A 13,582-nucleotide genomic window follows, 5' to 3' on the forward strand; every position below is an offset into this window, starting at 1 on the left:
ATCATGAGATCTTCTAAAAAAGGTCCGTTCATCGACAGTCACCTCATGAGCAAGGTGATCAAGCTGAACTCTGAAAACCAAAAGAAACCGTTTAAGACCTGGTCTCGTAGAAGTACGATTTTCCCGGACATGATCGGTCACACCATCATGGTTCATAACGGAAACAAATTTATCCCTGTTTTCATCAATGATAACATGGTAGGACACAAGTTGGGAGAATTCGCTCCGACTCGTACTTATCGTGGTCATGGAAACACCGATAAAAAGGCGGCTAAGAAATAATGGAAGCCGTAGCAATCGCAAGATTTATCAGAATGTCCCCTCGTAAACTTCGTCTAGTTGCGGATGAGATCCGTGGATACGAAGTTGCTGAGGCTTTGGATATTCTTAAATATACTAATAAGAGAGCAATCGAGCCTATCTTCAAACTTATCAAATCCGCTTCTGCAAACGCAGTTGTGAAAAGTGATAATGCTGATCCAGGCAAGATGTTCATTAAAAAGATCCTAGTGGACGAAGGCCCAATTTTGAAACGCTTCCGTCCTCGCGCTCGCGGTAGAGCTGCAAGGATCCGTAAGAGAACCAGCCACGTTACTGTGGTAATCTCGGATTAATAGGGGAAATCATGGGACAGAAAGTTAACCCAATCGGACTTCGTATCGGAATTACCCGCGGATGGGATTCCATTTGGTTCTCGCAAGCCGACTACAAAAAGAACCTGCACGAAGATATTAGAATTCGTAGATTTATCCAAGGCCGTTTCAAAGAAGCTGGCGTTGTAAAAGTTGTAGTGGAGCGTTTTCCTGAGAAGATCAACGTGAACCTTCACACTGCTAAACCGGGTGTGGTAATCGGTAAAAACGGAGCGAATATCGAAGCCGTTAAAAAAGTCCTTAAGACTATGACCGAAAAACCTCTGAATCTTAACATTATCGAAGTTAAGAAGCCTGAGACTATCGCACAATGTATCGCTGAGTCTATCGCGATCCAAATCCAAGAGCGTCAACCGTTCCGCCGCGTGATGAAACAAGAGCTTCGTCGTGCGATGAGAGGTGGAGTAGAAGGAATTAAGATCCTTATCTCCGGACGTTTGAATGGAGCGGACATGGCTCGTCGCGAAGGTTATCGTGAAGGAAGAATTCCTCTTCATACCCTTAGAGCGAAAATCGATCTAGGATTCCGTGAAGCAAGCACCACTTTCGGACAAATCGGAGTGAAGGTTTGGACTTACACTGGAGACTTCATCAACAGTAAAGAAGAGTCCGAAGAAGATAAATACGCCGTTAAAAGAAGGACCAACTGATCGTCTCCGATGATCCAAAGGTAAAAAACGATGTTATCACCTAAAAGAGTTAAGTTCAGAAAAAGACAAAGGGGCCGCTTGAAAGGAAACGACGAGCGTGGTTCCAAAGTGTCCTTCGGAGAGTTCGGTTTGAAAGCCGTTACTTCCGGACGTTTGACTGCAAGACAGATCGAAGCGGCAAGGATCACTATCAACCGTCAGGTAAAAAGAGGCGGGAAACTTTGGATTAGGATCTTCCCTCATCTACCTATTACTAAAAAACCAGCGGAAACTCGTATGGGTAAAGGTAAAGGTAACCCTGAGTTCTGGATCGCAGAGATCAGACCTGGTAGAGTTTTATTCGAAATGAGCGGAATCGATGAAGCGACCGCTAAAAAAGCTTTGGATTTGGCTGCTTATAAACTGCCTGTTCAAACTGAATTCGTGAAGAGGTCTACGCTGTGAAAAAGATCAAACTCGCAGAGTTGAAAGACGCAGAAATTTTAGCACAATTGGAAGATGCTTACAAAATCATTCGTACAGCACGTTTCCAATACGGAGTGGCTCGTTCTTTGGAGAACCCGAAGGTGATTACTAACGCGAAGAAAAAAATCGCACGCCTTCTAACTATCCAAAAGAACAGAGAGTTGGCTGCGAAGTCCGGCACTACTAAGGCTAGACGTTATTCAAGAGCTACCCGCAAGGTGCAAGCTCTGGCAAAAGCAAACGCTTCCGCTAAGAAAGCAGCTAAGGGAACGAACTGATTATGGAAACTGCAAAGAAGCATATAAAAAAATCACTTCTTAGCGAAGGTAAAGTAGTGAGCACTGCTATGGACAAAACCCTAGTGATGCTTGTAGAGGCTCGCAAAACTCACCCTAAGTTTAAGAAGATCGTTCGTAGAACCGTTAAAATGAAGGTTCATGACGAAAGAAATGAGTGCCAAGTAGGAGATAGGATCCTGGCGATTGAAACCAGACCTCTATCCCGTGAAAAGCGTCACCGTCTATTTAAGATCGTAGAAAAGGCAAAGTAAGATGATCCAACAGGAAACCATCCTCCAAGTCGCCGATAACTCCGGAATCAAAAGAGTTATGTGTATTAAAGTCTTAGGAGGCTCTAAAAAACGTTACGCCTCCGTAGGAGACGAGATCATCGTCGCCGTTAAAGACGCACAACCTGCTTATGGGTTAAAAGATTCCACGGGGAAAAAGGTCCATAACAAGGCCGTTCAACGCGCAGTAGTCGTCAGAACTAAAAAAGAGATCCGTCGTCCAGATGGTTCTTATATTCGTTTCGATGATAACGCAGTCGCAATTATCGACGACAAAGGAAACCCGAAAGGGACCCGTATTTTCGGGCCAGTAGCTCGCGAACTTCGCGATAAAAAATACGCTAAGATCATCTCCCTAGCGCCGGAGGTTCTATAATGTCTAAGCTGACGTATCGGGGATCCGAATATACAAAATTCAAATCCGTTCGCCTTCACAAAGATGACGAAGTAGTTGTCATCGCTGGAAAAGAGAAAGGAAAAAGAGGCAAGATCCTAGTAATCGATAAGAAAAGGGATCGTGTAGTAGTAGAAGGACTGAACAAACGTAAACGTTTCTTAAGACCTACCCAAGAGAACCCTCAAGGTGGTGTTGTTGAAGTAGAAGCTCCAATGCACATCTCCAATGTAATGTTCTACGACTCCAAGAAGAAGAAGGGAGTTCGTGTGGGCTACCAAGAGAATAAAGGTAAAAAAGTCCGCGTTTCTAAGCCGGAAGGGAAAGAGATCTAAGTCATGGCAGCAGCTAGATTAAGAGATAAATACGGGAAAGAAATCGTTCCCGCTCTTCAGAAACAATATAACTTCAAGTCCATTATGCAAGTTCCTCGTTTGGAAAAAATCGTTCTGAACGTGGGAATGGGTGAGGCTCATACCAACCCTAAAGCATTGGAAGCGGCAGTAGAAGAACTCGCATTGATCACTGGACAACGTCCGGTTAAAACCAAGGCTAAAAAATCCATCGCGGGATTCAAACTCCGCGAAGGTATGAGCCTCGGTACCACAGTTACCTTACGTGGAAACTACATGTATGAGTTTCTAGATCGTTTGGTGAACGTGGCTCTTCCAAGGGTGCGTGACTTTAAAGGAGTTTCCGAGAAAGGTTTCGACGGACGCGGAAACTACAACTTCAGCATCAAAGAACAAATCATTTTCCCAGAGATCAAAGTGGATAAGATCAACACTCTCTACGGAATGAACCTGACCTTCGTAACGAACACCAAGGTAGACGCAGAAGCTTATAGCCTTCTCGCTGCTTTCGGTATGCCGTTCCGGAACCTGAGATAAGGAGCCCGCAATCATGGCTAAGACCTCTTTAATCGAAAGACATAAGAAAAAAAAGAAATTCAAAGTAAGGGTTCACAATCGTTGCCCACTTTGCGGACGCCCTCGCGGTTACCTAAGAAGATTCGACATGTGCAGAATTTGCTTCCGGAAGCTTGCTAGCCAAGCTCAAATCCCGGGAGTAGTTAAGGCATCTTGGTAAGGAGGACATTATAATGAGTTTATCTGATCCAATTGGTGATATGCTGACCCGTATTCGTAATGCTGGTCGTGCGAAACATGAAAGTTGTGTGATTCCAGGAAGTAAGATCAAACGTTCTATTCTGGAGTTATTAAAAGAAGAAGGATTTATCAACGGCTATGAGCCGGTGACTAACGGAAGTTTCGAAGATTTCAAAGTTGCTTTGAAATACGATGTAACCAAAAGACCTGTGATCCGCGAGTTAGTTCGTGTATCTAAACCAGGTCGTAGAGTTTACATGAAAAGCGAAGAGATCCGCCCGTATAAAAACAATATGGGAACTATGATTCTCTCCACTTCCAAGGGAGTTATGACCGGCAAAAAAGCTCGGAAATTACGCGTAGGAGGAGAGGTTATCTGTAAACTCTCTTAAGAGTGACGGAAACTTATAAAGACCTATGTCCAGGATTGGAAAAGCAGAAATCAAACTTCCGGATAAAGTGGAAGTAAAACAGGACAGCACCGTAATTAAAGTGAAAGGTCCTCTAGGCGAGTTACAAACTCCTATTTTTGCAGGAATCTCTCTGAAAAACGAGGGCGGAACTGTGAAACTAGAAAGATCCAGCGAAGAGCAAAACGTAGTAGCTCTTCACGGATTAACCCGTGCTCTTCTTATGAATAGCGTAAAGGGTGTAACCGCCGGTTGGGAAAAAAACCTGGAGATCACAGGGGTTGGTTATCGTGCTGCTAAGCGCGGTGAAGATCTGGTGATGAACCTTGGATATTCCCACGAGGTTGTTTACAAGGCCCCTAAAGGAATTAAGATCGAAGTCATTGAACAAGTGAAGATCAAAATTTCCGGGATCGACAAACAACTAGTCGGACAAGTTGCGGCAGATATCCGTTCTAAGAGACCTCCTGAGCCTTACAAAGGTAAAGGGATCAAGTACAACGACGAATTTATCAAGAGAAAGGCCGGAAAAACCGGTAAGAAGTAAGGCCATGATTAATAAACTGAAAAAAATCGCAGCCAAACGCAGAAGAGCAGAGCGTTCCAGATTCAAACTGAGACAATCAAGCTCTCGCCCTAGATTGGTATTCAATAAATCCAATCGTTATCTTTCCTGCCAGATCGTAGATGATGGCCAAGGAACAACTTTGGTAGCTGCTTCTACTTTAGAAGCTACCTTTGCAGGTAAAAGCCGCAAAGACAAAGAAGCTGCTAAGGCTTTGGGAAAAGCGATCGGAGAGAGAGCCGCTTCTAAAGGTGTTAAGGTAGTTATGCTGGATCGTTCCGGAATGATCTACCACGGAAGAATCGCGGCTTTCGCGGATGCGGCTAGAGAAGCCGGGTTGGAGTTCTAATAATGGCGTACGAACAAGATCAAGAACAGAAAGAGTTTAACGAGAAGGTCGTAAAGATCGATCGCGTTGCTAAAGTTGTAAAAGGTGGACGTCGTTTCTCCTTTAACGCTCTAACAGTAGTTGGAGATGCAAAAGGTAAGGTAGGGATTGGATTCGGTAAAGCGAACGAGGTTCCGGATGCGATCCGTAAATCCATCGAGTCCGCTAAGAAAAATTTGGTGAAAATCCAATTCAGAGGACATACCATTCCTCACGAAGTGATCGGAAAATTCAAATCGGCAAGAGTGATCCTGAAACCGTCTACTGCGGGAACCGGGATTATCGCCGGTGGATCCGTTCGTTCCGTAGTGGAGAAGGTTGGGATCCAAGATATTCTTAGCAAATCTTGGGGTTCTTCGAATCCAGTAAACATCGTAAAGGCGACTCTGGACGCTCTTCAACAATTGGAGACTCCGGTATTAGCGGCTCGTAAAAGAGGGATTACTCTGGCTCGTCTTTTCGGAAACGACGTAGGATAATAAACATGGAAACCGTAATCGTTACTCAGATCAAAAGTAATATCGGGATTAAAAAAGGCCAGAAGCTAACTCTGGCTGCTTTGGGACTCCGTAAAACCGGACAACAAAGAAAACATACTCTAACTCCGCAGGTGAAAGGAATGATCAATGACGTTCAACACCTGGTCCGAGTCGAAAAGGCGTAATTAGGTAAGGGAAATGAGTAAAGAAAGAATTAAGGCTGCCCTGGCGTTCGGAAAAGAGCGCACTGAAAAAGGAGACAAGCCGGCAGGGAACATCATTCCAGTTCCAGCAGGTTCTACTAAGAACAAAAAACGTTTAGGTCGTGGTATCGGTTCCAAAACCGGTAAAACGGGAGGACGTGGTTCTAAAGGACAGTATGCTCGTAATACCGTTCGTAGAGGATTCGAAGGTGGGCAGATGCCTATCCACAGAAGACTCCCAAAACGCGGATTTACTTCTATTTTTCATAAGGATTTCTTCCCAATCAACCTCAGAGACATCGAGAAAAGCGGTTTGACCGGCAACATAGATGCCAAAATTATGGTTGAATCGAAGATTCTTGATAAAGAGAGCTCTCTTTTTAAGATTCTGGGAACCGGTGAGATCACAAAAGCCGTGCATATAGTGGCGGACGGATTCTCCGCTTCTGCTAAGGAAAAGATAGAGAAAGCAGGCGGTTCCATTAAACTTCGCTCAGAATTGGCTTCTAAAGAAGCTTAATCCGAGTCGTTTTCGACCGTTTGGAAGACCGATTCTTTTATGTTTATTAGAGGGACTCATATTGAGTCCCTTTTGCCCGAAAAGGGAATGACCAAGGACTAAGGAAAGAGAACAAAGCCGCATGCTGACTTCGATTGCAAATATTTTCAAAATTCCAGAGTTGAGGAACAAGGTTTTCTTTACTCTTGGCATGCTCTTACTCTTCCGTCTTGGAACTCATATTACTATTCCTGGTATTGATCCTAAAGTAGTTTCCGCAATCGCTTTGGATGCAAACGCAGCCGAAGGTCTTGTGGGGATGTTCGATATGTTCGCGGGAGGAGCTCTTCTGAACTTCTCCATTTTCGCGTTAGGGATCATGCCTTATATCTCTTCTTCCATCATTATGCAGTTAGTGATGGTTCTTGTGCCTTCTTTACAAAAACTCCAAAAAGAAGGAGAAGAAGGTCGTAAGAAGATCAGCCAATACACTAAATACGGAACGATCCTGCTTTGCGGAGTTCAGTCTTTAGCTGTGATCCGTTTGGCTCAACGCTGGTCTTATGGAGCGGACAATGCACCCGCTCTTCACCCAGGTTTGATCCATTCTTCTGTTGAATCTTGGTTCTTCTTTATTGCATTATTATCCATCACCACCGGAACAGTTCTTTTGATCTGGTTAGGTGAGCAAATCACTGAGAGAGGGATCGGTAACGGTATTTCTCTTTTGATCTTTGCAGGTATCGTAGGACGTCTTCCTGTTTCCGTAGCTCAGTTGTTCCGTGAGAACTTCGTAGACGGACTGAATATTATCATCCTTCTTCTTTTATTCATTCTACTCATCGCGTTAACTGTTCTTCTTACTCAAGGTGTCCGTAAGGTTCCTTTACAGTACGGAAAACAAATGGTGGGAAGAAAAATGGTCCAAGCTAAGTCTCAAAGCATTCCTTTTAAAGTGAATGGCGCGAGCGTAATGCCGATCATATTCGCTTCTTCTTTATTACTTTTTCCTCAAACGATCATCCAACAGATATCCGAGCTTCCTAACTGGGCGGGTTGGGTACTTCTATTGGATTATCTGAACCCATTCTCTCAGACTTGGTATCACGCTGCGTTTTACTTCTTCGTATATATCGCGCTGATCGTATTCTTCGCTTATTTTTATACTGCGATCCAATTCAATCCTGGAGAACTTGCGGAAAATCTTCGTAAGTATAATGGATTCATTCCTGGGATTCGTCCAGGTTCTCATACTAAGGAATATATCGAGAAGGTCCTTAATAGGATTACTCTTCCTGGTGCGGTTTTCTTAGCAGGCTTGGCACTCGCTCCTTATATCATTATTCGTTTCTTGAATTTAGGAACAAACTCCGGTGGTGGATCTTTGGTTTACACTTTCGGTGGAACTTCTCTACTCATCATGGTAGGGGTGGCTTTGGAAACTCTGAAACAATTAGAGTCCCAATTGCTTATGAGAAACTATGATGGTTTCTTGAAAAAAACTAAAATTAAGGGAAGGTCTTAAGAAAATGAATTCTATCATTTTCATGGGCCCTCCGGGTGCTGGTAAAGGTACCCAAGCAAAGATCCTTTGCGACACTTTGGGAATTCCTCAGATCTCTACAGGAGATATTTTGAGAGCTGCCGTTAAAAACGGAACCCAAATGGGATTAGAAGCAAAGAAATACATGGATGCCGGAGACTTAGTTCCGGATTCGGTTGTTATCGGTATTATCAAAGATCGTCTTGTAGAGCCTGATTGCAAAAACGGATTTTTATTGGATGGATTTCCAAGAACCGTAGAGCAAGCGGATGCTTTGGATAAGATCCTAAGCACGGAAGGTTTGAAGATCAAAAGAGCGATCAATCTAGAAGTTCCCGATCAAGAACTTCTGGAACGTTTATTAAAACGTGCAGAAATCGAAGGTCGTTCCGACGACAACGAGACTACGATCAAGAGTCGTTTGGAAACTTATAACAAGAAGACTCTTCCATTATTGGACTACTATGCTGCAAAAGGAAATCTCTCCCGTGTAAACGGAGTGGGGAACTTGGATACAGTCACAAAACTGATCGAGAAGGAGTTAGCTTAACTTGGCGAAAGAAGATGCAATCACCGTGGACGGAACCGTTTTGGAACCTCTCCCAAACGCAATGTTCCGCGTTGAGCTGGAAAATGGTCATAAGGTTTTAGCCCATATTTCCGGCAAAATGAGAATGCATTATATCAGGATCCTTCCAGGCGACAAAGTCACCGTGGAACTTTCTCCTTACGATTTGACCAAGGGTAGGATTACCTACCGCAAAAAATAGGAACACGTTATGAAAGTAAGAACTTCCGTAAAAAAAATCTGCACTAGCTGCAAAGTTATCAGAAGAAAAGGTGTGATCAGAGTGATCTGCACCAACCCTAAACACAAGCAAAGGCAAGCATAATCATGGCTCGTATCGCAGGTATCGATCTTCCAAGAGAAAAAAGAATCGTTGTTGGTCTAACGTATATTTACGGAATCGGCCGATCCACTTCTCGCAAACTTCTCGCGAAAGCGGGAGTTGATGAGGCAATCAGAGTGAAGGATCTAACTGACACTCAAGAAGCTGCTCTCAGAAAAGCGATCGAAGAAAGTATCAAGGTAGAAGGAGATCTTCGCTCCGAAAACCAACTCAATATCAAAAGATTGATGGATATCGGATGTTACAGAGGCCTGCGTCATAGAAGAGGTCTTCCGGTTCGTGGTCAAAGAACCAGAACGAATGCCCGTACTCGTAAGGGTGTTAAGAAGACCGTTGCCAATAAGAAGAAGGTGACTAAGTAATCATGGCTGAAGATAAAAAAGGCAAAAAAGAGAAAAAGGTTAAGAAGAAGGAGAAAAAGGTCGTTCCTCGAGGAAAGGTCTATATCACCGCTTCTTTTAACAATACCATCATCACCATCACTGACTTGGCAGGAAACACTCTGTCTTGGTCAACCGCTGGTGCTATGGGTTTCCGTGGATCCAAAAAATCCACTCCGTATGCGGCACAGATCGCAGCGGGAAATGCTGCCGAGAAAGCAATCGACTCTACCGGTTTAGCCGAAGTGGATGTTCTGGTTTCCGGCCCGGGTATCGGACGCGAATCTGCGATCCGTTCCTTAGTTGCTAGAGGACTTTCCATTAAAATGATCAAAGACGTTACACCTTTACCGCATAACGGTTGTCGTCCGCGCAAGAGAAGAAGGGTTTAAGGTAGGAATAATATGGCAAGATATAGAGGACCTGTCGTTAAACTAATGAGGAGAGAAGGTGTTAACCTTTACCTCAAATCCAGTTTTACTTTCAATAGAGATAAGTTCCATAAAAAGGGACCTCCTGGAATGCAACCTAAACGGAAACCGAAAATTTCCGAGTACGGTTCTCAGCTTCGTGAAAAACAGAAGTTGAAAAGAGCTTACGGACTTTTAGAAAAACAATTCCGTAGCCTTTATGAAGAAGCATCTCACGCTCACGGTGTAACCGGTGAAATCCTTCTTCAACTTTTAGAAAGAAGATTAGATAACGTTGTATATCGTTTAGGTTTCGCAGTGACTAGACGTCAGGCGAGAAACTTCATCGCTCACAACCATATTTTGGTAAATGGAGAGAAAGTGGATATTCCATCTTTCCGTTTGAAAGTAGGCGATAAGATCGAGATCAAACCTAAATTCAGGACTTCTGGTTTTATTACCCAGAATATCCAACTGGCTCAATCTCTGAATAATATTCCTTCTTGGGTGTCTTCTGATTTCATTCAGTTCTCAGGAGAAATTCTGTCTTTGCCGGAACGTCATCATATCGACATTCCAGTAAAAGAGCAGGTGATCGTGGAGTTGTACTCCAAGTAATTTTATTGGGAAGGGTTTTTAAGTGTCTCTAAAAAGTTTACTCAAAGGATTTAAACGTCCCAAAAAGATCGAATTTACTACGGAAGCGAATACTCCGAACTACGGAAAATTCGTAGCGGAGCCTTTCGAGCGCGGTTTTGCGACCACAATCGGAAACTCTCTTCGTAGAACTCTAATGTCTTCCATCGAAGGTGCGGCTATCTCCGCTCTTCGTATCGAAGGTGTGAACCATGAGTTCTCTTATATCGAAGGAGTCGCTGAAGACGTTACTCGTATCATCCTAAACCTCAAACAAGTTCGTATCAAATACGAGCCTGAGGATAAGGACCAAAGCAAAGTTATCCATTTGGAATTGAAAGGTGCAGGATATTTCAGAGCCGGAGATCTGGCTGTGGATTCTTCCATCGAGATCATGAACCCGGATCTACATATCGCAACTTTGAATGAAGACGCGAACCTTGTATTGGATCTGGAAATCCAAAGAGGAAGAGGATACGTTCCTGCAGAAGATAAGAAGAAGGATATAGAAGTTCTTGGAACTATCCCAATCGACTCTATCTTCTCTCCGGTCCAAAAAGTAATTTTTGAGATTTCCGAGACCCGTGTGGCTCAGAGATCCGATTATGAAAAATTGACTCTGGAAGTTTGGACAGACGGATCCATTTCTCCCGAGGATGCAGTCGCTCAAGCGGCTAAAATCCTTAAAGAACACCTTACAGTATTCATCAACTTCGAAGAAGAATTAGAGGAAGAAGAAGACGAGTTAGACGAAGCAGACGAGAAATTGAAAGCTTCCCTTTCCAAACATGTGGAAGAACTCGAACTTTCCGTACGTTCCCTAAACGTTCTTCGCAGTCTGGAGATCGACTTCGTTGGAGATCTGGTAAAAAGATCCGAAGAAGAGATGTCCAAATCTAAACATTATAGCGAGCAAGGTCTCGCGGAACTTAAGTCTAAACTTGCCGGTTTGGGACTTTCGTTCGGAATGAGAGATTTCTAATATGAACAAAAGAAATAAAGTAAAACATCTCAACCGCGAAAAAGGTCATAGAGACGCTCTGATCAATAACATGATCACTAGTCTTTTTAAATACGAGAGAATCGAATCCACTCAAGCAAAATTGAAAGTGGTTCGTTCTCACGCTGAGAAGATCATCACCAGAGCGAAAAGAAATCTTGCGACTGATATCGCTCCTGCGGTTGCACTTCATAATAAACGTGAAGTTCTAAAAAGAGTAAAGGATCGTAATATCGTTACGAAACTTTTCGAAGATATCGCAGTTCGTTATGCGGCTGTAAACGGCGGATACACTAGGATCCTGAAAAAGATCAACAGAGCTTCTGATAATTCCGAAGTAGGAATTTTAGAGCTCACTAACAGAAAAGATCGTTCCTCTCTTATCCAAGAGATCAAAGATAAGAGAGAAGCTATTTCCGACGCTAAAAAGGAAAAAGCGGCGGCTCCTGCTCCGGCTAAAAAGGAAAAAGCTCCTAAAAAAGAAGCTGCTCCTAAAGCTAAAGCAGCTAAGAAGCCTGCAGCTCCGAAAAAAGCGGTTAAAAAAGCCGCTCCTAAGAAGAAAAAATAATATATATAATCCCCGAAGAGATGGGAGATATGTGGGCCCCGGTGTTGGAAACAGCATCGGGGTTTTTTCTTTTTATAAGAGAATAAATGTATTCTTGCTCACTCGGTAAAGTTTTTTAGAAGTATCTAATATGCTGTCAGGAAAGAGCATTGCCGGTCGGATAAACGAAGTTTTCCAAAAACTATTAAACCGATTGGATACGTTCCCCTATTGGGATCTTGTCTTATCCATAATCACTTTTATCTATATTTCTTATCATCATGCCTGGCTTTCCGATGATGCATTTATCAGTTTTCGGGTGGTCGATAATTTTGCGAATGACTTCGGCCTTCGCTGGAACGTTGCGGAGAGGGTCCAAGTTTATACAAATCCTCTCCTTGTTTTACTTCTTCTTCTGCCGTACATTCTCTGGAAGAATATTGTAGCGCTTTCATTTGTTTTTTCTTTTTTGTTCGGGATCCTTTCCTTATTTTTCCTGAAAAAAATCTCTTCCTCTAAATTCTCTTTTTTTATAGCGGTAATCTATTTATTTTCCTCTAGAGCATTTATTGATTATACCTATTCCGGATTGGAGAACAGCCTGAATCATTTGATCCAAGCGGTTTTCTTTTTTATACTTTGGAAAGTCCCTGCAGAGCCGAAAAAAAGTAAATTACCCGCACTTACCTTTTGGGTTTCTATCGGTCTGGTTTCCAGATTAGATCTTATACTCGTTTTGTTTATTCCCTATCTGGTTTTATTCTTTTTAGAATATTCAAAGGGTTTGATTGATTGGAAAACCATTTTACGATCCGCTCTTTTTGGCTCTCCGATCATCATTTGGTTTTTATTTGCAGGGATCTATTACGGTTCTTTTTTGCCGAATACGTACTATGCAAAGACGAATATCACCGATACATTTTTGGAAACCGCCCTTCAAGGTTGGCATTATTATGAACGTCAGCTATTTTGGGACCCGATCTCTTTGTTATTTTTTCCGACAGTGATCCTGATCGGTTTCTTTTTTAAGAGATTCAATAGGTCGGCACTTTTGAGCCTTGCTTCTTTATTACCTTTTTTTCTATATCTGATCTGGGTTGGCGGTGATTTTATGGTGGGAAGGTTTTTTACTCCTGCTATATTTTTGTTCGGCCTTTCGTTGGCAAAGGAATTTACCTTCGATAAAAAAGAAGCCGTATTCCTGCTAGGTTCATTGGCTATTTATAATATTCTATTTCCTTTAACCCCTTTTTCTCCGATGCCTAAACAGATTTCCTACTATAAGGAGGCTCGTTCGTTCGAAACCGGAATGCCATATCATATAACGGACGAAAAAGGATTTTATTACTTGGATACCGGGTTGGCATTCCGTAAATATCCATCCTCATGGCTGGCGAATTTGGCAAGTCGAACAAATGTTTTCGATGTAAAGGAATCTGTCGTAATACTAGGAATGATAGGAAGATTCGGTTATGTTTATGGACCGGATCATTATATCGTGGATCAGTTCGCTTTGGGCGATCCACTTTTGGCAAGGCTTCCCGGCTCAGGAAGGACAGGACACAAAAAGAGAAGAATACCGGAAGGTTACATAGAAGGTCTGAAAAAGGGGGAGAATGGGATTCTGGACCCGGACTTGAAACAATATTATGACGGTATCCTTATATTGACTCGTGGACCTATTTTTACTATAGAACGATGGAATTTGTTTTGGAAATTTCAATTCGGTGAATATAGAAAATATACAAAGGAATATAAATAAGATCGGGAAG

At 42.8% G+C, this 13,582-nt stretch carries 26 protein-coding genes; all 26 read left to right on the top strand.

The genetic code is table 11. The features are described from left to right. The 26 genes from rpsS to EHR06_RS03975 all read left to right on the top strand — a co-directional run bounded on the left by rpsS (nt 1) and on the right by EHR06_RS03975 (nt 13,572). Nucleotides 1–282, top strand: coding sequence for a 30S ribosomal protein S19 (rpsS, locus tag EHR06_RS03850; RefSeq protein ID WP_024863921.1), 282 nt, complete (start codon nt 1–3; stop codon nt 280–282). Next, nucleotides 282–614, top strand: a complete 333-nt coding sequence (rplV, locus tag EHR06_RS03855) for a 50S ribosomal protein L22 (protein ID WP_086448203.1) — start codon at nt 282–284, stop codon at nt 612–614. The genes rpsS and rplV overlap by 1 nt, the downstream gene beginning before the upstream one ends. Nucleotides 615–625: 11 nt before the next feature. Beyond that, on the top strand, nt 626–1,303 hold the full coding sequence (gene rpsC, locus EHR06_RS03860; RefSeq protein ID WP_086448204.1) for a 30S ribosomal protein S3: 678 nt from the start codon (nt 626–628) through the stop codon (nt 1,301–1,303). 30 nt (nt 1,304–1,333) lie between these two features. Further along, on the top strand, nt 1,334–1,747 hold the full coding sequence (rplP, locus tag EHR06_RS03865) for a 50S ribosomal protein L16 (protein WP_008593851.1): 414 nt from the start codon (nt 1,334–1,336) through the stop codon (nt 1,745–1,747). After that, nucleotides 1,744–2,046: a 50S ribosomal protein L29 gene (rpmC, locus tag EHR06_RS03870; RefSeq protein WP_135755791.1), complete on the top strand. Its 303-nt coding sequence runs from the start codon at nt 1,744–1,746 to the stop codon at nt 2,044–2,046. The genes rplP and rpmC overlap by 4 nt, the downstream gene beginning before the upstream one ends. Before the next feature lie 2 nt (nt 2,047–2,048). Further along, nucleotides 2,049–2,318, top strand: a complete 270-nt coding sequence (rpsQ, locus tag EHR06_RS03875) for a 30S ribosomal protein S17 (RefSeq protein ID WP_100710925.1) — start codon at nt 2,049–2,051, stop codon at nt 2,316–2,318. 1 nt (nt 2,319) lies between these two features. Beyond that, the gene (gene rplN / locus EHR06_RS03880; protein ID WP_008596038.1) at nt 2,320–2,712 is read left to right on the top strand and encodes a 50S ribosomal protein L14; all 393 of its coding nucleotides are present in this window, start codon (nt 2,320–2,322) and stop codon (nt 2,710–2,712) included. Beyond that, nucleotides 2,712–3,065, top strand: a complete 354-nt coding sequence (gene rplX / locus EHR06_RS03885; RefSeq protein ID WP_135755792.1) for a 50S ribosomal protein L24 — start codon at nt 2,712–2,714, stop codon at nt 3,063–3,065. Before rplN ends, rplX begins: the two co-directional genes overlap by 1 nt. Nucleotides 3,066–3,068: 3 nt before the next feature. Continuing rightward, nucleotides 3,069–3,620 (top strand): 50S ribosomal protein L5, encoded by a 552-nt coding sequence (rplE, locus tag EHR06_RS03890; RefSeq protein ID WP_008594895.1) that lies wholly within the window; start codon nt 3,069–3,071, stop codon nt 3,618–3,620. A 13-nt stretch (nt 3,621–3,633) separates the two neighbouring features. Beyond that, a complete protein-coding gene (locus tag EHR06_RS03895; RefSeq protein WP_010513640.1) occupies nt 3,634–3,819 on the top strand; it encodes a type Z 30S ribosomal protein S14 in 186 nt (61 codons plus the stop codon). A 13-nt stretch (nt 3,820–3,832) separates the two neighbouring features. Further along, on the top strand, nt 3,833–4,231 hold the full coding sequence (rpsH, locus tag EHR06_RS03900; RefSeq protein WP_008594088.1) for a 30S ribosomal protein S8: 399 nt from the start codon (nt 3,833–3,835) through the stop codon (nt 4,229–4,231). 25 nt (nt 4,232–4,256) lie between these two features. Next, nucleotides 4,257–4,796, top strand: coding sequence for a 50S ribosomal protein L6 (rplF, locus tag EHR06_RS03905; protein ID WP_020770319.1), 540 nt, complete (start codon nt 4,257–4,259; stop codon nt 4,794–4,796). A gap of 4 nt (nt 4,797–4,800) precedes the next feature. Further along, the gene (gene rplR / locus EHR06_RS03910) at nt 4,801–5,163 is read left to right on the top strand and encodes a 50S ribosomal protein L18 (RefSeq protein ID WP_135755793.1); all 363 of its coding nucleotides are present in this window, start codon (nt 4,801–4,803) and stop codon (nt 5,161–5,163) included. Between the two features lie 2 nt (nt 5,164–5,165). Then, nucleotides 5,166–5,681: a 30S ribosomal protein S5 gene (gene rpsE, locus EHR06_RS03915; protein ID WP_020770439.1), complete on the top strand. Its 516-nt coding sequence runs from the start codon at nt 5,166–5,168 to the stop codon at nt 5,679–5,681. Between the two features lie 5 nt (nt 5,682–5,686). Continuing rightward, the gene (gene rpmD, locus EHR06_RS03920) at nt 5,687–5,866 is read left to right on the top strand and encodes a 50S ribosomal protein L30 (RefSeq protein ID WP_008594182.1); all 180 of its coding nucleotides are present in this window, start codon (nt 5,687–5,689) and stop codon (nt 5,864–5,866) included. Between the two features lie 13 nt (nt 5,867–5,879). Beyond that, the gene (gene rplO / locus EHR06_RS03925; protein WP_135755794.1) at nt 5,880–6,404 is read left to right on the top strand and encodes a 50S ribosomal protein L15; all 525 of its coding nucleotides are present in this window, start codon (nt 5,880–5,882) and stop codon (nt 6,402–6,404) included. A 121-nt stretch (nt 6,405–6,525) separates the two neighbouring features. Continuing rightward, nucleotides 6,526–7,908 carry a preprotein translocase subunit SecY gene (gene secY / locus EHR06_RS03930; RefSeq protein WP_086448211.1) on the top strand — a complete coding sequence of 461 codons (1,383 nt, stop codon included), beginning with the start codon at nt 6,526–6,528 and terminating at the stop codon, nt 7,906–7,908. A gap of 4 nt (nt 7,909–7,912) precedes the next feature. Beyond that, a complete protein-coding gene (locus tag EHR06_RS03935; RefSeq protein WP_135755795.1) occupies nt 7,913–8,476 on the top strand; it encodes an adenylate kinase in 564 nt (187 codons plus the stop codon). 1 nt (nt 8,477) lies between these two features. Then, on the top strand, nt 8,478–8,696 hold the full coding sequence (gene infA / locus EHR06_RS03940) for a translation initiation factor IF-1 (RefSeq protein ID WP_008595303.1): 219 nt from the start codon (nt 8,478–8,480) through the stop codon (nt 8,694–8,696). Nucleotides 8,697–8,705: 9 nt separating this feature from the next. Then, nucleotides 8,706–8,819 carry a 50S ribosomal protein L36 gene (gene rpmJ, locus EHR06_RS03945; protein WP_008594142.1) on the top strand — a complete coding sequence of 38 codons (114 nt, stop codon included), beginning with the start codon at nt 8,706–8,708 and terminating at the stop codon, nt 8,817–8,819. A gap of 2 nt (nt 8,820–8,821) precedes the next feature. Further along, the gene (gene rpsM, locus EHR06_RS03950) at nt 8,822–9,199 is read left to right on the top strand and encodes a 30S ribosomal protein S13 (RefSeq protein ID WP_100769642.1); all 378 of its coding nucleotides are present in this window, start codon (nt 8,822–8,824) and stop codon (nt 9,197–9,199) included. 2 nt (nt 9,200–9,201) lie between these two features. After that, nucleotides 9,202–9,609 (top strand): 30S ribosomal protein S11, encoded by a 408-nt coding sequence (gene rpsK, locus EHR06_RS03955; protein WP_008595617.1) that lies wholly within the window; start codon nt 9,202–9,204, stop codon nt 9,607–9,609. A 12-nt stretch (nt 9,610–9,621) separates the two neighbouring features. Continuing rightward, a complete protein-coding gene (gene rpsD, locus EHR06_RS03960) occupies nt 9,622–10,245 on the top strand; it encodes a 30S ribosomal protein S4 (protein ID WP_100710932.1) in 624 nt (207 codons plus the stop codon). A gap of 22 nt (nt 10,246–10,267) precedes the next feature. Further along, a complete protein-coding gene (locus tag EHR06_RS03965; protein ID WP_008593478.1) occupies nt 10,268–11,245 on the top strand; it encodes a DNA-directed RNA polymerase subunit alpha in 978 nt (325 codons plus the stop codon). Between the two features lies 1 nt (nt 11,246). Next, nucleotides 11,247–11,831, top strand: a complete 585-nt coding sequence (rplQ, locus tag EHR06_RS03970; RefSeq protein WP_135755796.1) for a 50S ribosomal protein L17 — start codon at nt 11,247–11,249, stop codon at nt 11,829–11,831. A 130-nt stretch (nt 11,832–11,961) separates the two neighbouring features. Further along, nucleotides 11,962–13,572 carry a hypothetical protein gene (locus EHR06_RS03975; RefSeq protein WP_135755797.1) on the top strand — a complete coding sequence of 537 codons (1,611 nt, stop codon included), beginning with the start codon at nt 11,962–11,964 and terminating at the stop codon, nt 13,570–13,572. Nucleotides 13,573–13,582 lie beyond the last annotated feature (10 nt).

The organism is Leptospira dzoumogneensis, from assembly GCF_004770895.1.
Lineage (GTDB): Bacteria > Spirochaetota > Leptospiria > Leptospirales > Leptospiraceae > Leptospira_B > Leptospira_B dzoumogneensis.